The 21,384-nt window shown below is 57.2% G+C and carries 20 protein-coding genes; 5 read left to right on the top strand and 15 right to left on the bottom strand.

The genetic code is table 11. The features are described 5' to 3' along the window. Positions 1 to 139 precede the first annotated feature (139 nt). Together HLUCCO03_RS07100 and HLUCCO03_RS07095 are read right to left on the bottom strand one after the other, a co-directional pair. Positions 140 to 409, bottom strand: a complete 270-nt coding sequence (locus HLUCCO03_RS07100; RefSeq protein WP_027830590.1) for a hypothetical protein — start codon at positions 407 to 409, stop codon at positions 140 to 142. A 74-nt stretch (positions 410 to 483) separates the two neighbouring features. After that, positions 484 to 735, bottom strand: a complete 252-nt coding sequence (locus tag HLUCCO03_RS07095; protein WP_155939867.1) for a hypothetical protein — start codon at positions 733 to 735, stop codon at positions 484 to 486. Positions 736 to 1,004: 269 nt separating this feature from the next. On the opposite strand from HLUCCO03_RS07095, the gene HLUCCO03_RS07090 reads away from it, so the two are divergent. Genes HLUCCO03_RS07090 through HLUCCO03_RS07080 form a run of 3 tightly spaced genes read left to right on the top strand, consistent with a single transcriptional unit; the run spans position 1,005 to position 5,735 of the window. After that, positions 1,005 to 2,366, top strand: a complete 1,362-nt coding sequence (locus tag HLUCCO03_RS07090; RefSeq protein ID WP_027830589.1) for a TolC family outer membrane protein — start codon at positions 1,005 to 1,007, stop codon at positions 2,364 to 2,366. Beyond that, positions 2,363 to 3,610, top strand: a complete 1,248-nt coding sequence (locus HLUCCO03_RS07085; protein WP_197025634.1) for an HlyD family efflux transporter periplasmic adaptor subunit — start codon at positions 2,363 to 2,365, stop codon at positions 3,608 to 3,610. Before HLUCCO03_RS07090 ends, HLUCCO03_RS07085 begins: the two co-directional genes overlap by 4 nt. Position 3,611: 1 nt before the next feature. Then, positions 3,612 to 5,735: a peptidase domain-containing ABC transporter gene (locus HLUCCO03_RS07080; protein ID WP_027830587.1), complete on the top strand. Its 2,124-nt coding sequence runs from the start codon at positions 3,612 to 3,614 to the stop codon at positions 5,733 to 5,735. Positions 5,736 to 5,749: 14 nt separating this feature from the next. On the opposite strand, the gene HLUCCO03_RS07075 is transcribed toward HLUCCO03_RS07080, so the two are convergent. From HLUCCO03_RS07075 to HLUCCO03_RS07015, 13 genes are all read right to left on the bottom strand, one after another. Beyond that, a complete protein-coding gene (locus tag HLUCCO03_RS07075) occupies positions 5,750 to 6,706 on the bottom strand; it encodes a branched-chain amino acid ABC transporter permease (protein ID WP_155940007.1) in 957 nt (318 codons plus the stop codon). Positions 6,707 to 6,747: 41 nt separating this feature from the next. Next, positions 6,748 to 7,635: a branched-chain amino acid ABC transporter permease gene (locus HLUCCO03_RS07070; RefSeq protein WP_027830585.1), complete on the bottom strand. Its 888-nt coding sequence runs from the start codon at positions 7,633 to 7,635 to the stop codon at positions 6,748 to 6,750. 102 nt (positions 7,636 to 7,737) lie between these two features. Beyond that, a complete protein-coding gene (locus tag HLUCCO03_RS07065) occupies positions 7,738 to 8,952 on the bottom strand; it encodes an ABC transporter substrate-binding protein (protein ID WP_027830584.1) in 1,215 nt (404 codons plus the stop codon). Positions 8,953 to 9,037: 85 nt separating this feature from the next. Beyond that, entirely contained in the window at positions 9,038 to 9,760 is a 723-nt protein-coding gene (locus HLUCCO03_RS07060; protein ID WP_027830583.1) for an ABC transporter ATP-binding protein, read from the bottom strand. After that, positions 9,757 to 10,533: an ABC transporter ATP-binding protein gene (locus tag HLUCCO03_RS07055; RefSeq protein ID WP_027830582.1), complete on the bottom strand. Its 777-nt coding sequence runs from the start codon at positions 10,531 to 10,533 to the stop codon at positions 9,757 to 9,759. The genes HLUCCO03_RS07060 and HLUCCO03_RS07055 overlap by 4 nt, the downstream gene beginning before the upstream one ends. 77 nt (positions 10,534 to 10,610) lie before the next feature. Then, positions 10,611 to 11,414, bottom strand: a complete 804-nt coding sequence (locus HLUCCO03_RS07050) for an alpha/beta hydrolase (protein ID WP_027830581.1) — start codon at positions 11,412 to 11,414, stop codon at positions 10,611 to 10,613. 4 nt (positions 11,415 to 11,418) lie between these two features. Then, complete coding sequence (locus tag HLUCCO03_RS07045; RefSeq protein ID WP_027830580.1) at positions 11,419 to 11,835, bottom strand: PaaI family thioesterase; 417 nt, start codon at positions 11,833 to 11,835, stop codon at positions 11,419 to 11,421. Next, positions 11,832 to 13,481, bottom strand: coding sequence for an AMP-binding protein (locus HLUCCO03_RS07040; protein ID WP_027830579.1), 1,650 nt, complete (start codon positions 13,479 to 13,481; stop codon positions 11,832 to 11,834). Before HLUCCO03_RS07040 ends, HLUCCO03_RS07045 begins: the two co-directional genes overlap by 4 nt. Positions 13,482 to 13,639: 158 nt before the next feature. Beyond that, positions 13,640 to 14,533 carry a 3-hydroxyisobutyrate dehydrogenase gene (mmsB, locus tag HLUCCO03_RS07035; RefSeq protein ID WP_027830578.1) on the bottom strand — a complete coding sequence of 298 codons (894 nt, stop codon included), beginning with the start codon at positions 14,531 to 14,533 and terminating at the stop codon, positions 13,640 to 13,642. 52 nt (positions 14,534 to 14,585) lie between these two features. Next, positions 14,586 to 15,671, bottom strand: coding sequence for an enoyl-CoA hydratase/isomerase family protein (locus HLUCCO03_RS07030; protein WP_027830577.1), 1,086 nt, complete (start codon positions 15,669 to 15,671; stop codon positions 14,586 to 14,588). A 12-nt stretch (positions 15,672 to 15,683) separates the two neighbouring features. Further along, positions 15,684 to 16,463, bottom strand: coding sequence for an enoyl-CoA hydratase (locus tag HLUCCO03_RS07025; RefSeq protein WP_027830576.1), 780 nt, complete (start codon positions 16,461 to 16,463; stop codon positions 15,684 to 15,686). 29 nt (positions 16,464 to 16,492) lie between these two features. After that, positions 16,493 to 17,659 carry an acyl-CoA dehydrogenase family protein gene (locus HLUCCO03_RS07020; protein ID WP_027830575.1) on the bottom strand — a complete coding sequence of 389 codons (1,167 nt, stop codon included), beginning with the start codon at positions 17,657 to 17,659 and terminating at the stop codon, positions 16,493 to 16,495. 9 nt (positions 17,660 to 17,668) lie between these two features. Beyond that, positions 17,669 to 19,159: a CoA-acylating methylmalonate-semialdehyde dehydrogenase gene (locus HLUCCO03_RS07015; RefSeq protein WP_027830574.1), complete on the bottom strand. Its 1,491-nt coding sequence runs from the start codon at positions 19,157 to 19,159 to the stop codon at positions 17,669 to 17,671. Between the two features lie 149 nt (positions 19,160 to 19,308). Between HLUCCO03_RS07015 and HLUCCO03_RS07010 the strand changes: the two genes are divergently transcribed. Both HLUCCO03_RS07010 and HLUCCO03_RS07005 read left to right on the top strand, forming a co-directional pair. Beyond that, the gene (locus tag HLUCCO03_RS07010) at positions 19,309 to 20,184 is read left to right on the top strand and encodes an AraC family transcriptional regulator (protein ID WP_027830573.1); all 876 of its coding nucleotides are present in this window, start codon (positions 19,309 to 19,311) and stop codon (positions 20,182 to 20,184) included. A gap of 111 nt (positions 20,185 to 20,295) precedes the next feature. After that, a complete protein-coding gene (locus tag HLUCCO03_RS07005; RefSeq protein WP_027830572.1) occupies positions 20,296 to 21,351 on the top strand; it encodes an NAD(P)-dependent alcohol dehydrogenase in 1,056 nt (351 codons plus the stop codon). Positions 21,352 to 21,384 lie beyond the last annotated feature (33 nt).

Raw genomic sequence — 21,384 nt, 5'->3', positions numbered from 1 at the left:
AAACACACAAATAACGGGAAAATAGTGTCTGAATCTTCGATTTTTTGCCGGTTAAACCCAAGATCGGCAAATATCAGCAGTTATTCAGACCTTCCTTAGATATGCAGCACAGTGTTCCCGACTGAATATAATATACGGGTCAATTTAGCTGATCATAAATAACCGAAACGATAACGAAGCCAGCAATTACATAGTCAATGGCTTTATATTTTAAGATAAATTTTGTTAGAGACCAGAATAATCCATGTTTACCGTCGATTTTGTCAACAATTTCCCTTCTTACCGGACGCTCATCCCTGTATAATAATGGAGCTCTTTTTTTAAATAGCTTCCATCTCAAATAACCAATCAAAAAAAACTTAAAAAATATATAAAATGCAAGTACGGCAACTGAGTATTTTATTTCCATACCAAGTTTCCTTGAAGTCAGGCTTCGATCAATTAAAAACTAAGCAAAGCCTGACTTATATTTCTAGTTATGGATCAGGGGTTCCAAGAAGAGGCGAGTGTAGAGATCGCCGATACGGCCTGTACAGCAGGAATCGACGACATCGCTCCCGCTACACCAACCGTTAAACCAATATTCCTGCGAGTTGATTCAGGGGTGTATCGCAATCCGCCCGCATCTACACCATAATCATTTAGCTGGTTCCCCGGATCACTACCTCCACCTGGACCAAGAGTGCCGTAGCCACCACTAACAGTATTAACTTCTGACATGTTCAATTCACGCATACCTATTTCTCCTTAGTCATTGTTTAAACTACTTCCATGTTGCTCCTTCGACCGGTCAATCAGGCAACAACCTGAACCTACCAATAATAATCACGCTTTGCCTACCCGTTAGTTTTAAAAACTGTGAGATTAATCACGCCATATAATATCCACTTGGTAATCTTCCGGATAAATCACTAGGCTCAGCCGCTGAATCAATATATGCCAATGCGGCATAGCGCTTATCAATACATACACAGACTCAACACACCAAAGGATTGGTGAACATAGTGACAACCAAGACCACGCTTTTATTAGTGGCCCTGTCGCTGGTTATCGTCCAGGGAAGCACCAACGCTAACGAGCTTGCAGAGCCCAAAACCGATCTGTATACGCTTTTTGAGCAAGCCGTTACCCACGATCCGGAACTGAGTGCAGCAAGAGCTGCCAGAATGGCTGCTTCAGAGGCGCTGCCACAGGCTCGCTCTGGCCTGCTGCCCAACCTCTCCATGTCTGCGGAGCAGGGGCGGTACGAAAGGCAGACCGAGGCCATCAGTGGCTTTAGTTCTGCCCAGGATGACCACTATTCACGGCAGGTTCTCTCTGCCAACCTCCGCCAGCCTGTTTTTGACCTGCAGGCCTGGTACCGGTTTCGGGCGGGCCAGTCTCTTACCGTTGAGGCGGAAACGGAATATACAGATGCCCTGCAATCCCTGAGCGAGCGCCTGGTTACTGGGTATTTCCGAGTGCTTCGGGCTCAGAGCAGACTGGATGCCAGGCAATCGGAGCAGGATGCGCTTAGCCGTCAGAAAGCACAGATTGAGAAACAGCTTCAGGCAGGCATTGCGTCCCGCATTGACCTACTGGAGACAAGGGCAGAAGAAAGCCGTGTGACTGTCGAACTGGTTAATGCCCGCAGTGAACACGCTCAGGCCTTAAGGGCTCTAGAGGCGATTGCGGGTGTTGCCGTCCACGAGGTGGTTCCGCTCAGACAGATACCGGATACGCACTCGCTGGGCGCTCTTGGTGCGCTCGTTGCGAAAGCGGAGTCCGGCAATCCTCAGTTGTTACTTGCCCGGCAGGAAGAGCTGACAGCCCGCCATAATGCCAGCGCGGCCAGGTCAGCTCATGCGCCAACCCTGTCCCTGGAGCTCAGTGCCCAGCGTGATCTGTCCGATAGCCCGGACGTAACGCCCCCGGGCACGGGTGACCTGACGACAGATACCGCCAGCGTGGCCCTTCGGCTTGAGCTGCCCATCTATTCAGGTGGGCAAACCAGCTCCCGGAGCCGGGAAAGTCATCACCTTCTCGATCAGGCCCGTGAAAACTTCAGGCTCGGACGCACCAACGTTATGAGCGAGCTGGAATCCAATTTCGAGGCCCTGCAAAGCACAAGGCAGGCAATTAATGCCGGGCGCCAGGCTGTTGATGCCCAACGAACGGCGCTCGAGGCTGCCAAAAAAGGCCAGAAAGCCGGTGTTCGAGATCTGGTGGACATCCTCAGGGCACGCCGGGAACAGTTCACAGCGCTGGATGTGCTCAACGAGGCGCGTTACGACTATGTCACCACCCTGGCCCGAATCTATCGCCTTACAGGCGAACTTGGTGAAGAACGCATCAGGCAGATCAACCAATGGCTGGCGAAACGATGAGTCATTCACTGTTCCGGCCGGAAGCGGTTAACCATCAGCGCAATCGCCTGTGGGGCGATGTCATTCTTGCGCAACCTCTTTCAACGAAACTGGCAACCGCCTTCGTCGGCGTCGTATTGGTGTCGCTGGTGAGCTACCTGGCACTTGGAGACTACACCCGAAAGGAGCGGGTGCAGGGATATCTGGTTCCCGAATCAGGTCTGGTGCAGGTTTATCCCGATCAGCAGGGCACCGCCACCGATATTCTGGTGGACTCGGGAGAGGAAGTGGAAGCAGGGGACACCCTGGCAAAGATCACCACGGACCGCTCCACCGGCAACGGCTCAACGGTCAGCACGCTGTTGATTGATGTGCTTAAGCATCAGAAATCCCTGCTCACTCAACGCATCGAACGGGCCGAGGTTCGCAGGGAGGATCGTCGGCATCACCTGACCGAACGCATCAGCAATCTCAAGGATCAAATCGCGCAACTTGACCAGCAGCAGAGTCTCCAGCAGGAGCGGCTGGATCTTGCAAAACAGCGCTACGCCTCCCTGGAATCGCTTCATCAGGAACAGTTGATGTCGGAGAGTGATTATCAGGACCGGTACCAGCTCTACCTCGACGAACAGCAGAACCTCGAGCAACTTGAGCGCTCCCTGCTCACGGAGAAAAGTAACCTGCAGTCCCTGGAATTTGAACTGGCCTCACTGGACGCCGAGACGGCTGAAGAAATTGATCAACTGGAGGCCGAAAAGGCACGGGCCGAGCAGCAGATTATCCAGTTTGACGGTGACAGCTCGTTTACGCTAAAGGCCCCCATTACCGGCACGGTCACCTCACTGCAGTTATCAATAGGCCAGCGGGTTAATCCGCAACAGCCCCTGCTTGCCGTTCTACCGGAGGGACAGCAGCTAGAAGCCGACCTTTTTGTGCCAACACGAGCCATCGGCTTCCTGTCCCCTGGCCTGTCAGTGGATATGCGCTACGATGCGTTTCCCTACCAGCGTTTCGGGACCTATTCCGCGGAGGTCCGTGAGGTGGCAAAAACCGTCCTTTCACCGGAGGATGTCAGCGGGCCGTTAAGACTCGATGAGCCTGTGTATCGTGCCAGGGCCAGGCTTACCCATGACGATGTTGCGGCTTATGGAAAGGATTTCCCTCTGCAGGCGGGGATGATTTTTGAAGCCCACCTCCATCTGGATGAGCGGCCGCTGTATCAATGGCTGTTAAAACCTCTCTACAGTCTGAAAGGGACTTTCTGACATGCAGTCTCCGGTTTCACTTCTTCGATTTTCCGGGCGCAGGCGGCTACCGGTCATTCACCAGACCGAAATGGCGGAATGCGGGCTGGCCTGCCTTGCCATGATCTCGGGCTACCATGGGCATCAGTATGACCTGGTCACCCTGAGGCGCCGCTTTCCTGTCTCACTCAAGGGCGCCACGCTCAAAAGCCTGATGGATACGGCGGATGATATCAATCTGACACCCAGAGCATTGCGGGTGGAGCTCGATCAACTCACCGACGTAAAAACACCCGCCATCCTCCACTGGGACATGAATCACTTTGTGGTTCTCAGGAAAGCCGGGAAACAGGGCGTTGTAATTCACGACCCGGCCCATGGCAAGCGTGAGCTGGACTGGGAAACCGTGTCCCGGCATTTTACCGGCATTGTTCTTGAACTGACGCCGACAAAAGCATTCGAGATAAAGAACGAAAAGCTGTCCATGCGCCTTTCGGACTTCTGGGACCGGATCACCGGGTTCAAGAGGGCGCTGGCCCAGATCCTTGTGCTGTCATTTGCGCTACAGATATTTGCGTTGGGTAGCCCCTTCTATATGCAACTCGTGGTCGACGATGCCGTTGTCAGCCACGATTCTGAACTGCTAAGCGTGCTGGCCCTGGGGTTCCTCCTCCTGATGCTCATCGAAGTCACGACACGCGCCTTTCGTTCCTATGTGATCCTCATCGTGAGCAATACCCTCAATATACAGATGGCAAACAACCTGTTCCGCCACCTGATTCGCCTACCCATGGCCTACTTCGAGAACCGTCACATTGGCGACACCGTATCGCGCTTTGGGTCGCTGGAAAGCGTGAGGGATCTTCTCACCACAGGGTTTGTTGAGGCCATTGTGGATGGGCTCATGTCCCTGATTCTGGTCGTTCTGCTATTCCTGTACAGCCCCAAGCTGGCAGTGATTGTCCTGTTAACGGTGTTTATCTTTCTGATGATCCGGCTTGCCCTGTTCAGGCCGTTCAGAAACCTCAACGAGGAAGCCATTGTTGCCGCTGCCAGTGAGCAGTCGAATTTCATGGAAAGCGTGCGGGGAATACAGAGCATAAAACTGTTCGGAAAGGAGGTTGATCGTCAGACGCTTTGGCAGAATCGCTACGCAGATGTCATCAATACCGGCATACGGCTTGGTAAATTCCGGATCGGGTTTGATACCGCCAACGGCGTGTTGTTCGGGGTTGAGAATATTGTTGTGATCTATCTCGGCGCCGATCTGATTCTGGAAAACGCGCTGACCGTGGGTATGCTGTATGCGTTTGTTTCCTACAAACGGCAGTTTACCGAGAAGGCGAACACCCTGATCGACAAGGTCATCGAGTTCAAAATGATTCGACTGCACCTGGAGCGTATTGCCGACATTGCCCAAACACCGACCGAAAAATCCCTGGACTCCCGCGCCCTTACCCAGCACGGCGAGCAGGATCTGGCGGGAAAGCTGCAGCTTCAGGACATTGCCTACCGCTACTCCCCCAACGATCCTTTTCTCTTCCAGGGTCTCGACCTGACGGTCAGGCCCGGAGAAGTCATTGCCATTGTCGGCCCCTCCGGTTGCGGCAAAACTACGTTGCTGAAGATTATGCTCGGGCTTCTTGAACCGGGTGACGGAGCGTTACTCGTTGACGGTCAGGATCTGGAAAAGGTGGGCCTCAGGCAGTACCGAAGTCAGATTGCTGCAGTGATGCAAAATGATCAGCTTATGTCCGGGAACATCGCCGACAACATCAGCTTCTTTGACCCGGAGCCGAACCAGTCGTCAATCGAAGAATGCGCGCAATGGGCCTGCATCCATGACGATATTCTCGCCATGCCAATGGGGTACAACAGCCTGGTGGGCGATATGGGAACAACGCTTTCCGGTGGCCAGAAACAACGGCTTCTGCTGGCGCGGGCGCTGTATCAAAAACCCCGCATACTCTTTCTGGATGAAGCAACCAGTCACCTGGATTCCGCCACCGAAGACGCCGTCAATGCCAACCTTCGCAAACTCGATATTACCCGAATCATGATCGCTCACCGGGAAGCGACCATAAACATGGCTGACCGCGTAGTCGTTCTGCAGGGTGGCCAGCTACAGGAGATAGCAAAAAACTGACCGGCACACCCCGGTCAGCTCAGATTTTTCTTCATGAAGTTCTGGATCTCCCCAACAATACCGGAGCGGAAGGCAATCACCGCCAGCACGAAGATGGCACCCAGGATGGGGTCCACCCAGTCGCCCAACGGGCCCTGCGAAAGCTGGTATTCCAGGTTTACCACGAAGGTGGCACCTACAACGGGGCCGAGCAGGGTGCCGGTGCCGCCGAGGAGTGTCATGAGGATGACTTCGCCGGACATGTGCCAATGGGCGTCGTTGAGAGAAGCCAACTGGAAAACCACAGTTTTCAGGGAACCGGCCAAGCCCGCCAGGCCCGCTGAGATCACAAAGGCAATCACCTTGTAGCGATCCACGTTGTAGCCGAGAGAGATAGCGCGGGGCTCGTTCTGCTTGATGGCCTTGAGCACCTGCCCATACGGGGAATTGACAATGCGTTGCACCAGCAGATACCCGCCCAGGAATACCGCCAGCACGAAGTAGTACATGGTGACGTTGTTCTCCAGGTCGATGATGCCGAACAGATGTCCACGGGGCACCCCGTGCAGGCCATCTTCACCGCCGGTGAAGGGCGCCTGGACAAAAACGAAGTAAACGAGCTGGGCCAGTGCCAGGGTGATCATCGCAAAATAGATACCCTGCCGCCGTATCGCTACAACAGCAAACAGCAGCCCCAGCACCGTCGCCGCTGCGGTGCCGGCGATAATGCCCATTTCCGTGGTGAGCCCGGTGTGGCTCGACAGCAGATAACCGGTGGTATACCCCCCTGCAGCCAGGAACGCCGCATGACCGAATGACAACAGGCCAGTGAAGCCCAGCAGAAGGTTGAAGGCAACCGCAAACAGCGCGAAACACAGTATTTTCATCAGGAACGTGGCGTAGATCACGGCCGGCGCCAGTATCAACAGTGCCAGTATCACCAGGTTCAGTATCAGCTTTCTGCGCTGGTCCGCCTTCATCTGGCCCATCATTGTTTTCTGGAGTGCACTCTGGTTTTCAGAATTGCTCACGATTACGCCTCCTTACCAAACAGGCCCGAAGGGCGAATCAGCAGTACAATCACCATCACCAGGAAGATGACAGCGGACGAAAATTCGGGATAAAACACCTTGGTGAACCCTTCAACGACTCCCATCAGAAGGCCGGTCGTAATGGCACCGGCAATGGAGCCCATACCGCCGATCACCACCACGGCAAACACCACGATAAGAATGTTCGAGCCCATCACAGGACTGACAGAATAGACGGGAGCGGCCAGCACGCCGGCAAACGCCGCCAGCATGACCCCAAAGCCGTAGGTGATGCTTACCAGCAGCGGCACGTTGATCCCAAAGCCCTGCATAAGCTGGGAGTCTTCCGTACCCGCACGAAGGTAGGCGCCGAGTTTGGTTTTCTCGATCACAAACCAGGTGCCAAAACAGACAATCACAGCAACAAAGATGACCCAGGCGCGATAATAAGGAAGGTACATGAAATCAAGCCGGATCCCGCCCTTGAAGATTTCTGGTACGGGGTAACGCATACCGGATACCCCGTAGATGTTGGTGAGGATTCCCTGGATCATCAGGGCAATACCGAAAGTCAGCAGGAGGCTGTAGATGTGGTCCTGCCCGGCAATGCGCCGCAGCAGGAAATATTCAATCAACACACCAAAGCAGCCAACGACAAGGGGAGCCAGAAATAACGCCACCCAGTAGTTGATGCCCATGGTGTTGAACATGATAACGGTGACCATGGCGCCGAGCATGTACATGGCACCATGGGCGAAATTGATGATCTTGAGCAGGCCGAAGATAACCGCCAGCCCCAGGCTCAACAAGGCATAGAAAGAGCCGTTGATAATCCCGAGCAGAAGCTGGCCGGACAGCACACTCGTGGGGACTCCCAGAATCTCGGTCATGTTACAAACTCCAAAAGCAGTGCAAACACGTGATGCGGCTTGCGTTTCTGCAGGTCGGTGACCGCCCTGCCGGGATTGCGGGGCGGCCCTTCGTTCAGTACATCAGCTACCGGATACGAGTGAGCACTTGCTCTCGGAAAGCGGGCGGTAAGCCTCGTCTCCCGGAATGGTGCGGAGAATCTTGTACAGATCCCACTCATTCTCGGACTCTTCCGGAGTTTTTACTTCCGCCAGGTACATGTCATGCACCATGCGGCCGTCTTCGCGGATCTTGCCGTTGGTGGCAAACATGTCATTGATGGGGGTATCCATCATCTGCTTGCGCACATCGCTGGCCTTGTCGGAACCGGTTTCCTTGACGGCATTCAGGTACTGAATGGTACTGGAGTAGATACCCGCGTGGACCATGGTCGGGCGCACACCGGTCTCTTCCATGAAGCGGTCTGACCACTCACGGGTTTCCTCGTTCAGATCCCAGTACCAGCCTGTGGTCAACTGGATACCCTGGGCGGTCTCGACACCAAGTGCATGAACGTCAGTCAGGAACAGCAGCAACGCCGCGAGAGTCTGGCCGTCCTGGGTCAGGCCGAACTCACCGGCGGTGGTGATGGCATTGGTGGTATCAGCACCGGCGTTAGCCAGGGCAACCACGTCGGCACCGGAAGACTGGGCCTGCAGGATGTAGGACGAGAAATCGTCCGTCGGGAACGGGTGTCGTCTTGTATCGATGACTTCACCGCCGTTTTCCTCCACCACCCGGGTCACATCACCTTCAAGCGCGTGGCCGAACGCATAGTCGGCAGTCAGGATGTACCAGGTTTTACCGCCTTCCTGCACAACAGCCTTTGCAGTACCGTTGGCCAGCGGGTAAGTGTCGTACACATAGTGGATATGGTTCGGTGTGCAGTGTTCGTTGGTGATGCTGGAAGCGGCAGAGCCAGAGACGATACCCAGCGCGTCGCTGCCGTCCAGGAGCTTGGTTACGGCGATGGAGACGGATGAGGCAACCAGGCCTGCCACCAGGTCGACATCATCATCTTCCAGCCAGCGGCGCACGGTGCTGGACGACTGATCCGGGTTGTTACGGTCGTCTGCTGTCAGCACTTCAATGTCCGCGCCGTTGACTTTGCCGCCAAAGTCTTCGATGGCCATTCTCAAAGCAGCTTCCCCGTTGGGGCCGGCGAGGTCCCGGTAGGTACCGGACATGTCTGCCAGGTAGCCAATCTTGACGGTGTTATCGGATATTTCAGCCTGGGCGCCGCCCACAAACATGGCTGAAGCAATCGCTGATGTCAGAAGCTTTTTGGTAATTGTCATTGTTGTTTCTCCGCTACTGTCTTTGCGTTGGTTTTCGGGTTTCGTTGTTGTTGCTTTTGGTGCACTTTCTACTTCAGGGCCCGGGTCAGACACCCAGGTAGCTGTCCAGTAACGACTGCTTGGCTTCAAGCTCATCGGAACGGATCTCCTCCACAATCTGGCCGTGCTCCATCACATAGTGACGGTCCGCCAGGGGTGCGGCGAAATGGAAATTCTGTTCAACAAGGACGATGGTCAGGCCTTTTTCCTTCAGCCTGACCAGCACATCGCCGAGCTTCTCGACGATCACCGGGGCCAGGCCCTCGGTAATTTCATCCAGCAGCAGCATGTTGGCACCGGTCCTGAGAATCCGGGCCATGGCCAGCATCTGCTGTTCACCGCCAGACAGTTTCGAACCCTGGCTGGCGCGGCGTTCGTAGAGGTTCGGAAACATGGAGAAGATTTCCTCCAGCCCCATGCCGCCGCTTCGTACCACGGGAGGGAGCGTCAGGTTTTCCATAACATTAAGTCCGGAAAAAATGCCCCGGTGTTCGGGGCAATACCCGACTCCCAACCTTGCAATGTGGTGAGGAGCACAGGACATGGTCTCCTCACCGTTGATCATGATGGACCCCGTACGACGGCCCACCATATTCATGATGGCTTTCAGGGTGGTGCTGCGTCCGGCGCCATTGCGCCCGAGCAGGGTAACCAGTTCGCCTCGCTGAACCTCCAGGTCAATGCCATGGAGAATGTGGGACTCGCCGTAAAAAGCATGCAACCCGGAGATTCGAAGCTGTTCGTATTCCTTTCGAGGAGCCTTACTCATTCCGCTGCCTCCTGCTTTTTGGTGGCAGTGCCGCCCATGTAAACCTCGCGAACCCGGGGATCGTCAGACACTTCCTGGTAGTTGCCCTCAGTAAGCACAGACCCCTGGGCCAGCACGGTGACCCGGTCACAGAGTTTGCTGACCACGCCAAGGTTGTGCTCCACCATCAGCACAGTGCGGCCTTCGGCTGCCTTGCGCACCAGCTCCACTACCCTGTCCACGTCTTCGCTTCCCATACCCTGGGTGGGCTCATCCAGCAGTAACAGCTCAGGCTCCATGGCCAACGTGGTGGCAAGCTCCAGGGCCCGTTTGCGGCCATAGGCCAGTTCAACGGTGGTGGTATTGGCAAAATCGGCCAGGCCTACGCTCTCGAGCAGCTCCATGCAACGGTCATTGAGGCTGTTGAGGGAGGCACCGGATTTCCAGAAGCTGAAGGTATTGCCCTGGAAACTCTGCAGAGCTACCCGGATATTCTCCAGAGCAGTCATGTGAGGAAAGACGGCGGAAATCTGGAAAGACCGCACCACACCCTTACGGGCTATGGCCGCTGATTTCATGGAGGTAATATCCTCACCCTTGAACAGTATCTTGCCACGGGTAGGAATCAGGAACTTGGTGAGCAGATTGAATACGGTGGTTTTGCCGGCACCATTGGGACCGATCAGAGCATGAATATGACCACGCTGCACTTTCAGGTTAACGTCATCGACCGCCACGAAGCCTTTGAACTCTTTGACGAGGCTTTGGGTCTCCAGAACGAACGTGTCACTCATGGGCCATTCTACCTTTTGTTATTGTAGTGCGTTTACTCTTCCTACAGATTAGATTGACGTATACGTAAACGTCAATGCTAAATCGCACTTTTTTGATCAATATCTATCCGCACAAAGTCGACTATCAGCTGCAGCACCCGGTCTGGTTGCTGTAGATGGGGCGAATGGCCGGTTTCGGGCATAAAAACCGGTGTCGCTTGGCTTCCGATGCCATCCACAATTCGGGTCACCTGTTCCGGAACACCGTATTCATCGTCTTCCCCCTGAATGATCATAGCCGGGCAGCGGATATCGTCCAGCCAGGAGGTAAAATCAAGTGACTGATGAAATCCTTCGTCCAGCCAGATATCCTGCCAGGCATGGAACAGGGCGTCTGTGCGGTCGCCGTGATGGCGCAGAAGTTTTTCCCGAATCCCGTCCTCCGAATAACGCCGGCGCATATCACGAATGCCTTTCAGGGTCAGATGATCCGCCCAGGTATGGGCCGCCATGGTAATCAGTCCCTTCGCACGCGCGCCCAGGGCAGCCGCTGCGATCAGAGCGATGGAACCACCATCGCTGTGCCCTACCAGAATTACTTCTCTGATCTCCAGCGCATCCAGCAGCCGCGGCAGGTACACCGAGCCTTCCCGCTCCAGATAATCGTATGGGCGGGGCAGAGGTTCGTCACTGGACGCGCCATAGCCCTGGCGTTCATACACCAGGGCGTCGAGACCGCTTGCCTCTGCAACTCTGCGGGGAAAGTTTTTCCACAAGGCAATATTACCGAGGGACTCGTGAAGAAAAACCAGCACTGGCCCCCGTCCATTCGGGTGACTCAGCTTCTGCGCCTGTACCCTGATTCCGTCACCCAGCGGAACCGCAAGATCGGTGACTTTCATGCCGTCACCGCCTGGCAGGAATACTGTAGGTAATGGTGGCATGGGCGACCGGATCTTCCATGCCTTCGGAATGGACGAATACTTCACCCACCCCGGTGGCCCTGCCGATACGCAGCATGTTCGCCCGGGCGCGAATCGGGCTGTGGGCTACCGGCTTGCGCAGGAAATTGATGTTCAGATTGCTGGTGACCGCCAGCGGCACCAGGCCAATCTTGCCCAGCAGCGCGGCATACAGAGCCACATCCGCCAGGCCCATCATGGCAGGCCCGGAAACGGTGCCACCGGGGCGCAGGTGTTCCTCGTCCACCTCCAGCTTCATTTCCGCCCAACCATCCCCAAGCTTCTCCAGGGTGCCGTAACGGGCACCCTGGGGAAACTGTTCGGCAAGAAAGGCCTGCAACTCCTCGAAGGTAACGATCATCCCTTTATCTCTTCCTTCGCCTGGTTGCGCAGAACAAAGCGCTGGATCTTGCCACTGGGGGTTTTCGGCAACTCATCCACGAATTCGATTTCCCGTGGATAAGCATGGGCAGACAGGCGGTGACGCACCAGTTCCTGCAGCTCGTCTTTGAGGGCGTCTTCGCTCTCCGGTTCCTGTCCGCCCTTGATCACCACATAGGCCTTGATGATGGAGCCCCGCTTTTCGTCGGGCTTGGCAACCACACCGGATTCCGCCACGGCCTTGTGCTCCAGCAGGGTGCTTTCCACATCCGCCGGCCCGACACGGTAGCCGGCTGTGGTGATGATGTCGTCATCACGGCCGCTGAAGGAGAAGCAGCCATCACCATGGTTTACCACCATGTCGCCGGTCAGGTAGTAGCCGTTAACGAAGGGGTCCTTTTCGCCCCAGGTATAGCCGTCAAAGTGGAACAGCGGCGAGGCCTTGACATCCACCGCCAGCTGGCCGATCTCACCCGCACCCACCTCTTCGTTCTTTGCATTCAGCGCAACCACTTTGTGGCCAGGGGACGAATACCCCATGGAGCCCGGGCGCACCGGGTGCTCAAGGCCATGGAAGTTGCAGCAGGTCATGCCGGTTTCGGTCTGGCCATAGTGGTCTTTCACCGGGCAGAAATGGCGCCGTTCGATCCAGTTCACCACTTCCGGATTCAGCGGCTCGCCGGCACTGCTGGCCACCCGCAGCCCCAGGTTTTCACCTTCCGGCAGTACGTGATCATTGGCCTTCAGCAGCCGATAGGCGGTAGGCGCCGCCGCCAGGTTGGTGATTTTGTATTTGCGGATCATGTCGTAGGTGGTTTCCGGGGTGAATGCGCCCGGGTTGAAATGGGTCGCATGACCCATCAGCAGCGGGCCAACCACCGCATAGTAAAGCCCGTATGCCCAGCCGGGATCCGCCACGTTCCAGAACACGTCATCGTCCCGCAGGTCGATGGCATATTTCATGTAGACATAGAAAGCCAGCAGTGCCTTGGCGGGAACCGCCACACCCTTGGACTTGCCAACGGTGCCGGACGTGAACATCTGCAGAAAGGGGTCACTGCCCTTGATCAGCACCGGCTCGAACTGGTCCGACTGCTCTGCCAGAATCTGCTGGAAGTCCGGGATGTCGCCACTCACCTCGGCGGCGTTGACGCACACCACCGGCGCACAGTCTTTCACTTCAGTGAGCTTGGGGTAGTTGACCGGATCCGTCACCACCAGCTTGGTCTGGGCACGCTCGAAACGGTATTCGATGGCGCCGGGGCCAAATGCCGTAAACAACGGCTGGTAGACAGCACCGGCCCTGAGGGTACCGGCAATAACAATAAGCAGTTCAGGGCTGCGGGGCAGCAAAGCCGCAACGCGATCGCCCTTGCCGATACCCCGGGATTTCAGGTAATTCGCAAAACGGGCGGACTTTTCTTTCAGCTCGGCAAAAGTGAGCTTGCCGGAGCCGCCATCAGGCTTCTCATAATACAGCGCGACCCGCTGTGGGTCGTCTGCCCATTTGTCGCAGATTTCAGTACAGACGTTCAGGCCCGTATCCAGGCTACCCTCCAGGATCTCGGCTTCGAGACTGGCGGGATCGAAATTGTCATAGACCGATTGGTATTCCGGGAGGCTCATAGTCCATTCCTTTTGTTTTTGTGGACGGATTCTGTTCTCAATGTGTAGCACAGGCTATAGTTTACGTAAAGGTAAACTTTTAGCTAAAAATAAACGCCTTCAGAACCCGATGGCATGGCTGAAAACCCTGCCCGGAAAATCCTGAAGGCGCCGCCTGTTCAGCCCTGTTCGCGGTAATAGAATTTCTGGATGCTGGAGAAGTCCAGCCCTCCATTACCTTCGCTCGCATGCAACGCGAACAGGTTCCGGGCCAGCGATCCCATCGGGATTGGCGCCTGGTTTTTAACGGCGTTATCAAGGGCCAGGCCCAGGTCCTTGTTCATCAGATTGACCAGGAAACCACCTTCGTAGTCACGGGATGCCGGCACGCCGTCCATCACGCCGGGCCAGGGGTTGTAGACATTCAGTGCCCAGTTGCCGCCGGAGCTCTGCTTCATGATTTCCGAAAGCACGGCAGGATCCAGTCCATTCTTCACGCCCAGGGCCAGAGCTTCACTGGTTCCACTCATCAGGATGGCCAGGAGCATGTTGTTGCAGATCTTGGCAATCTGTCCGGCACCATGGGGGCCGGCGTGGAAGATGTTCTTGCCCATGCCTTCGAGGATCGGCTTGGCGCGCTCGAAGGCGTCCGCCTCGCCGCCACAGATAAAGGTCAGGGTGCCGGCTTTGGCGCCGCCCACCCCACCGGAGACCGGCGCATCCATAAAGGTAATGCCCGCCGAGACTGCTGCCTCGGCCACGCCCTTGGCGGTTTCCGGGGCAATGGTGGAGGAATCGATCACCAGTGTGCTGGATGGCAATTGCTTCAGTAGGCCATTTTCACCCAGATACACGGACTCCACATGCTGGCCCGCAGGCAGCATGGAGATAACCACTTCGGCGCCCTCCACCGCATCCTGTATGGTCGCCGCGGATTTCGCACCTGCACTGGTGAGCGCCTTGACCGCCTCCGAGGACAGATCAAACACCGTGACTGCGTGGCCTGCCTTGACGAGGTTGGTCGCCATTGGGCCACCCATGTTGCCAAGACCGATAAACGTGATAGTCGCCATATTATTGTTCTCCGCTTTTTGATCCGATTTGATCAGGTCTGTTCTGTTTGTTTCAGGGCTTCATGAAGAACCGGTCAATCCACTCCGGGTCAACGCTCTCCAGGGTGGGAAAATGCCAGCGTGGCTTCCGGTCCTTGTCGATCAACAGTGCCCGTATGCCTTCGGCGAATTCACCCATTTTCAGGCTGCGCAGGGACAGGTGGAGCTCCTTGTCGAACACCTGGGACAGGCTGTCCAGGGGCGTGTTGTGAAAGTGCCGCCAGTGCAGGGTCAGTGAAGCCGGCGATGCCGCCGCAACGGTTTTTACCGCCTTGATCAGCCAGGGGTCCTCACCGGCGTACTGGCCCAGCTTATCCACCACCTCAACCAGTGAATCACCGTCGGTGAGTGCCTGGATGACATCAAAGTGCTCCCGCACCACGGCCCGGGGCATCGCCTCGGCCGAGCCAGCCTCGAACCGTCGCAACACCCTGCTGACAACCGCATGAGCTTCGTCGCCGAAGGTCGACTGCTGCAGGGCCTGCTTGACCTCATCACGCATGTCATGGCGGATGAACCGGTCAGCCAGACCGGTAAACAGGGCATCAGCGCCGTTCATCTGGGCACCGGTCAGCCCCAGGAACAACCCGGTGCGCCCCGGCATCCTGTTGAGAAACCAGCCTGCCCCGACATCCGGATAAAGGCCGATGCTCACTTCCGGCATCGCCACCCGCGAATTCTCGGTGACCACCCGGTGGGAGCCGCCCACCATCAGGCCCAGACCACCGCCCATCACAAGGCCGTTGCCCCAGACGATAAACGGTTTCGGGTAGGTGTGAATCTGATAGTCCAGTTCGTACTCGTCAGTGAAAAAGGTTTCCCCTTCACTGGCGGACTTGTTGCCCGAGCGGGGCTCGGTCATGTCGCGGTAAAGCGCCACAATGTCGCCACCGGCGCACAGGGCCTTGTCGCCCTCGCCTTCCAGCCACACGGCTCCAATACCGTCATCGGCCGCCCACTGATCCAGCTTCGCCTTCAGCAGATGGATCATTTCCAGCGACAGGGCATTCATGGCCCTGGGCGCATTCAGCCGCGCGACACCGATACGGCTGCCACCGGCGGCTTCCAGTTCTTCAAAAATAATGGCCTGGTTGCTCATAGTTCGTCCGGCTTATCGGTTTTTCCATTCCGGAGTGCGCTTCTCAAGGAACGCATTCACCCCTTCCCGCTGATCTTCGGTGCTGAACAGTTCAATGAACAGCTCCCGCTCCATGCGCCAGCCATCATCGTGGCTGCGGCCATCCCGGGCACTCATCACCAGGGTCTTGCAGCGGGCCACCGAGGACGGGCTCTGCTTGCCAGCCATCTGCGCCAGTTCCAGGGCCTTGTCCAGGGATGCACCCGAAGGCACCACCTCTTCCACCAGGCCAATGCTCAATGCCTTGTCAGCCTTGATGCGTTCACCGCACAGGATCATGCGCTTGGCCCAGCCCTCACCAACCAGCCAGGGCAGGTTCTGGGTGCCGCCGGCACAGGGCAACAGGCCTACGGTCGCCTCCGGCAGGGCCATCTGGGCATGTTCTTCAGCAATGCGGATATCACAGGCCATGGCACACTCCAGGCCACCGCCCATGGCATAACCGTTCACCGCCGCAATGGACACACCACGGAAACGACTCAGGGCATTGAATGCCTGGCCGAATGCCTGGGCCATTACACTGGCATTGGCGATATCGCCGTCAGCAAAGCTCTTGAGATCCGCACCGGCGGAGAAGAACTTCTCCCCCTGGCCGGTGACCACCAGGGCAAAAATGTTACGGTCCGCGTTCAGCGCTTCGATGGCGTCTTCCAGCGCCTTCAGGGATTCCCGCGTCCAGGTATTGGCCGGCGGGTTATTGATGGTAAGGATCGCGGTGTGGTCGCGTTTTTCCAGCTGAATCAGTTCGCTCATATCCATTCTCGCTTTTTATTCGATGGCGGTTATTGAATAGCCTCGGCTACGCCCGGCTCCAGCAGCCGGCGAGCCACGATCAGCCGCATGATTTCGTTGGTACCTTCCAGAATCTGGTGAACCCTCAGGTCACGCACATAGCGTTCCAGCGGGTATTCGCGGATATAGCCGTATCCACCGTGGAGCTGGAGCGCCTCGTTGCACACCTCAAAGCAGGCATCGGTGGCGAAGCGTTTGGCCATGGCGCAATGGAGCGTGGCCTCCGGGTCGCCCTGGTCCAGCCGGTAGGCGGCCAGGCGAACCATCTGCCGGGCCGCTACCAGATTGGTGGCCATGTCGGCCAGCTTGAACTGCAACGCCTGGAAGCCGGCCAGCGCCTGGCCGAACTGTTCACGTTCGTGCATGTAGTTGCGGGATCTGAGCAGAGCCGCGTGGGCTCCACCGATGGAGCAGGTGGCAATATTCAGGCGTCCACCGTCCAGCCCCTTCATGGCAATCATGAAGCCCTGGCCTTCCTCACCCAGGCGGTTGTTGGCCGGCACACGGACATTTTCGAAGGTAATCTGGCGGGTGGGCTGGCTGTTCCAGCCCATTTTCTCCTCCGCCTTACCGTAGTGGATGCCGTCGCTGTCTGCGGGCACCACGAAGGCGCTGATGCCTTTGGGGCCGCTGTCCGGCGCACCGGTACGGGCCATCACCACCAGCATCTGGGTACCGCCGGCGCCGGAGATGAACACCTTGCTGCCGTTAAGCAGGTAGCTGTCGCCGTCCCGGGTGGCCTTGGTGCGCAGGTTACCGGCGTCGGAGCCGGCACCCGGTTCGGTCAGGCAGTAGGAACCCAGCCACTCGCCGCTGGCCATTCTCGGGGCAATCTGTTCCTGGATATCGGTATTACCGAATTGCGCCACCATCCAGGTCGCCATGTTGTGAATGGTGATGTAAGCCGCCGTGGAAGGGCAGGCAGCGGCCAGCTCTTCCACGATCACGCTGGTATCCAGCCGCGACAGCCCCATGCCACCCTGGGCTTCCGGGGTGTAGATGCCGCAGAAGCCCATTTCGCCAGCCTCGCGGATCACTTCCACCGGGAACACATGATCCGCATCCCATTTTGCCGCGTGGGGCGCCATGGCCTTTTCCGCAAAGGCTTTGGCAGCTTCGCGGAAGGCCAGCTGATCTTCCGTCAGATCAAAGTTCATGTTTTCCCCTTACCGCATGCGGATGGAGAAGTTGGTTTCGGCAACCGCATCGCTGTTGAACCAGCGGGCTGTGATGGTCTTGGTTTCGGTATAGAACTTCACCGCCTGCTTGCCATAGGCATGCTGGTCACCGTAGAAGGAGCCCTTCCAGCCGGTGAAGGAGAAGAACGGCAGGGGTACCGGAATGGGCACGTTGATACCCACCTGGCCCACTTCGATTTCGTGCTGGTAGCGGCGTGCCGCGCCACCGGAGCTGGTAAAGATGGAGGTGCCGTTACCGTAGGGGTTGTCATTCACCAGGGCGATGGCATCCGCCAGGGTATCCACTTCCATGCACGACAGCACCGGGCCGAAGATTTCTTCCTTGTAGATATCCATGTCCGGCTTGACCCCGGAGAACAGGGTCGGGCCCACCCAGTTGCCGTCCGGCAGACCGTCGACGGTACAGTTGCGGCCGTCCAGCAACAGGTTGGCACCTTCCTGTTCACCACGGGTAATCAGTGATTCCACCCGTTCCTTGGCTTTCCGGCTGATGATCGGGCCATAGCTGGCAGACTTGTCGTTCCAGGCACCCGGCTTGACCGCGGCCAGGGCTTCCTTCACTTCCGGAATCCAGGCCTGGGCCTCGCCCACGAAAACCGCCACGGAAATAGCCATGCAACGCTGGCCTGCCGCACCCACGGACGCGCCGACCAGAGCTTTCACAACCTGGTCCTTGTCCGCATCCGGCAGCACCACCATGTGGTTCTTTGCGCCGGCGAAGCTCTGGACGCGCTTCATGTTGCGGGTACCGGTTTCGTAGATGTAACGGCCTACCGGCACGGAGCCAACAAAAGAGACGGCCTTGATGGCCGGGTCGGTCAGCAGTACATCCACCTGCTCCTTGCCACCGTGAACCACCTGCAACACACCCTTCGGGGCACCGGCTTCCTCGAACAGCTCTGCCAGGCGCATGGGCGTCAGCGGATCCTGCTCGGAAGGCTTGAGGATAAAGGTGTTACCGCAGGCAATGGCCATAGGGAACATCCACAGGGGAATCATGGCCGGGAAGTTGAACGGGGTAATACCGGCACACACACCCAGGGGCTGGGTGTAGGAATAGGTGTCGATTTCGCGGGCCACGTTTTCGACAGTCTCGCCCATCATCAGGGACGGGATGTTAGCCGCATGTTCCACAACCTCGATACCACGCCAGACATCGCCCTTGGCATCCTCAAAGGTCTTGCCGGTTTCGCTGGAGAGGATCTCGGCAATTTCATCGTGGTGCTCTTTCAGCAGCGCCTGGTAACGCATCATCACCCGGGCACGCTCGGAAACCGGGGTTTCTTTCCAGGCCTTGAACACCTCGCCGGCATTTTCAATGGCACGACGCATTTCCGCGTCGGTGGTACAGGGTGCCTTGGCAATAACTTCGTTGGTGGCCGGATCGGTAACGTCGATCCACTGGTCGGTCTGGCTCTGTACAAACTCGCCAGCGATATAAAGGGGTACGTTCTTCATAGTGATGTTCCCTGTCATTGTTGTAGGTGTAGGGGTCAGTGCCCTCAGGTTGTCATCGATCCTAGCACAGGCACCTGCCGCTTCATGATTGACTAAGTTTCGACCATGATGGATTATCTTTCGTTACATGAACAATGCAGCCAACGATTATGACCAGGACCTCCCAATGGCCGGTACCGCCGGACAGTATCCGTTATGTCATTCCGGACCCGGTAATACGTAGCCTGTCACGGCACCCCCTGACCCGGGACCTGTATCCCCTGGCATTCGGCCACTACCGCCGTGCGGCGGGCCATCACATGCACAGGGAACACCATAATGACGATCTTCTGATCCACTGCACCGAGGGGGAGGCTTACCTGAGTGTAGAAGACGAACCCTGTGTTGTCCGCGCCGGCGATCTGGTGCTTCTGCCTGCCGGGGCCGCCCACCGCTACACCGCTGCGCCGGACAACCCATGGACAATCCATTGGGTCCATTATGCGGGGCCCCTGGCGGAGAATTTCCGTGAACATATGGGATTTACCGATGGCATCCGCATCCAGCATATCGGGCGGCAGCCCAGGTTGCTGGTGGACTTCAACGGCCTGCTGTCTGTGAGGCAAACCGGTTTCCGTACCCCGGGGCTGGTGCATGTAGCCAACCGCCTGCGGCAATTACTGGCAGCCGTGCCTTTGAGCGTCGGCGAAGCAAGCCACGCCCAGCAGCCGGACCTGGATATCATCCACAACTTCATGCGGGAGCACCTGGACGAGCGCATTACCCTCAGCCAGCTGGCGGACCTGAGCGGCCTGTCGCCGGCGCATTTCGCCACCCGCTACCGGGCACTGACCGGGGTTTCCCCGATACAGCATTTTCTGCACCTGAAAGTGGAGCAGGCCTGTCAGCTACTGGACACCACCGACCACTCCTTCACCCAGATCAGCAGCCTGCTGGGCTATGACGACAACTACTATTTCTCGCGACTGTTCAAGAAGGTCATGGGCCAGTCCCCCACCGATTACCGCCACACCCATCGCCATTAACGGGCCATGATATTCCTTTAACAGAAACAGCTTGCGGTTGAAAAACTGATTCATACCCGAAGTTAATACGTATCACCCCACACATTTACCGGCAAAAAGGACAGACTGACCATGGCGAATACCAAAGCCTATGCCGCAAAATCCGCCGACTCCGGGCTGGCCCCGTTCAGTTTCGATCGTCGCGACCCACGCCCGGACGATGTCTCCATTGAAATCGACTACTGCGGTGTGTGCCATACCGACATCCACTTTGCCCAGAATGACTGGGGCGTGACCGAATACCCGGTGGTACCGGGCCATGAGATCATCGGCCGGGTCACCGCTGTTGGTCCGGATGTGAAGAAATACAGGGTTGGCGATACCGTGGGCGTCGGCTGTATGGTGGACTCCTGCCGCAGCTGCTCTGCCTGTGAATCCGGGCTTGAGCAGTACTGCCTTGATGGCATGACCGGCACCTACAATGGTGTGGACCGCCACGACGGCTCCATTACCTATGGCGGCTACTCCGACAAGGTGGTGGTCAGCGAACGCTTCGTGGTCAAGATACCGGAGAAGCTGGACCCCGCCTCCGCCGCCCCGATTCTCTGTGCCGGCATCACCACCTACTCACCTCTTCGCCACTACGGCGTCAAGGCAGGCGACAAGGTGGGCGTAATCGGCATGGGCGGCCTTGGTCACATGGGCGTGAAATTCGCCAAAGCCCTGGGCGCCGAAGTCACTATCTTTACCCGATCCGAAGCCAAGGTGGCCGAGGCAAAGAAACAGGGTGCGGACCATGTGATTATTTCCACCGACGACGACCAGATGGAAGCCGCCGCCGAATCCTTCGATTTCATGCTGGACACGGTACCGGTACAACACGACCTGAACCGGTACCTGAACTGCCTGAAGTATGATGGCAGCCACATCTTGGTGGGCCTGCTGGAACCAGTAGAACCGGCCCTGCAAGCCGGAGCCCTGGTGATGAAGCGCCGTGTACTGGCCGGCTCACTGATCGGCGGCATGCCGGAAACCCAGGAAGTGCTGGATTTCTGCGCCGAGCACGGCATAACCTGTGATGTGGAGATGCTCGACATCAAAAACATCAACGAAGCCTACGATCGCATGAAAAAAGGTGACGTGAAGTACCGCTTCGTGATTGACATGCAGACACTGAAAGCCGCCTGAAGCAGCTGACGCCGGGGCCACCCTGGTCCCGGC

It is taken from the genome of Marinobacter sp. HL-58 (genome assembly GCF_001314605.1).
Classification (GTDB): Bacteria; Pseudomonadota; Gammaproteobacteria; order Pseudomonadales; family Oleiphilaceae; genus Marinobacter.
The sequence above is the reverse complement of the archived record's forward strand: the minus strand, read 5'-3'. Positions and strand labels throughout refer to the sequence as shown.

Excerpts from the sequence above, each read along its gene's own strand:
- HLUCCO03_RS07100 (WP_027830590.1), bottom strand. The coding sequence starts at position 409 with ATGGAAATAAAATACTCAGTTGCCGTACTTGCATTTTATATATTTTTT.
- HLUCCO03_RS07095 (WP_155939867.1), bottom strand. The coding sequence starts at position 735 with ATGCGTGAATTGAACATGTCAGAAGTTAATACTGTTAGTGGTGGCTAC.
- HLUCCO03_RS07085 (WP_197025634.1), top strand. The coding sequence starts at position 2,363 with ATGAGTCATTCACTGTTCCGGCCGGAAGCGGTTAACCATCAGCGCAAT.
- HLUCCO03_RS07080 (WP_027830587.1), top strand. The coding sequence starts at position 3,612 with ATGCAGTCTCCGGTTTCACTTCTTCGATTTTCCGGGCGCAGGCGGCTA.
- HLUCCO03_RS07075 (WP_155940007.1), bottom strand. The coding sequence starts at position 6,706 with ATGATGGGCCAGATGAAGGCGGACCAGCGCAGAAAGCTGATACTGAAC.
- HLUCCO03_RS07070 (WP_027830585.1), bottom strand. The coding sequence starts at position 7,635 with ATGACCGAGATTCTGGGAGTCCCCACGAGTGTGCTGTCCGGCCAGCTT.
- HLUCCO03_RS07065 (WP_027830584.1), bottom strand. The coding sequence starts at position 8,952 with ATGACAATTACCAAAAAGCTTCTGACATCAGCGATTGCTTCAGCCATG.
- HLUCCO03_RS07060 (WP_027830583.1), bottom strand. The coding sequence starts at position 9,760 with ATGAGTAAGGCTCCTCGAAAGGAATACGAACAGCTTCGAATCTCCGGG.
- HLUCCO03_RS07055 (WP_027830582.1), bottom strand. The coding sequence starts at position 10,533 with ATGAGTGACACGTTCGTTCTGGAGACCCAAAGCCTCGTCAAAGAGTTC.
- HLUCCO03_RS07050 (WP_027830581.1), bottom strand. The coding sequence starts at position 11,414 with ATGAAAGTCACCGATCTTGCGGTTCCGCTGGGTGACGGAATCAGGGTA.
- HLUCCO03_RS07045 (WP_027830580.1), bottom strand. The coding sequence starts at position 11,835 with ATGATCGTTACCTTCGAGGAGTTGCAGGCCTTTCTTGCCGAACAGTTT.
- HLUCCO03_RS07040 (WP_027830579.1), bottom strand. The coding sequence starts at position 13,481 with ATGAGCCTCCCGGAATACCAATCGGTCTATGACAATTTCGATCCCGCC.
- mmsB (WP_027830578.1), bottom strand. The coding sequence starts at position 14,533 with ATGGCGACTATCACGTTTATCGGTCTTGGCAACATGGGTGGCCCAATG.
- HLUCCO03_RS07030 (WP_027830577.1), bottom strand. The coding sequence starts at position 15,671 with ATGAGCAACCAGGCCATTATTTTTGAAGAACTGGAAGCCGCCGGTGGC.
- HLUCCO03_RS07025 (WP_027830576.1), bottom strand. The coding sequence starts at position 16,463 with ATGAGCGAACTGATTCAGCTGGAAAAACGCGACCACACCGCGATCCTT.
- HLUCCO03_RS07020 (WP_027830575.1), bottom strand. The coding sequence starts at position 17,659 with ATGAACTTTGATCTGACGGAAGATCAGCTGGCCTTCCGCGAAGCTGCC.
- HLUCCO03_RS07015 (WP_027830574.1), bottom strand. The coding sequence starts at position 19,159 with ATGAAGAACGTACCCCTTTATATCGCTGGCGAGTTTGTACAGAGCCAG.
- HLUCCO03_RS07010 (WP_027830573.1), top strand. The coding sequence starts at position 19,309 with ATGACCAGGACCTCCCAATGGCCGGTACCGCCGGACAGTATCCGTTAT.
- HLUCCO03_RS07005 (WP_027830572.1), top strand. The coding sequence starts at position 20,296 with ATGGCGAATACCAAAGCCTATGCCGCAAAATCCGCCGACTCCGGGCTG.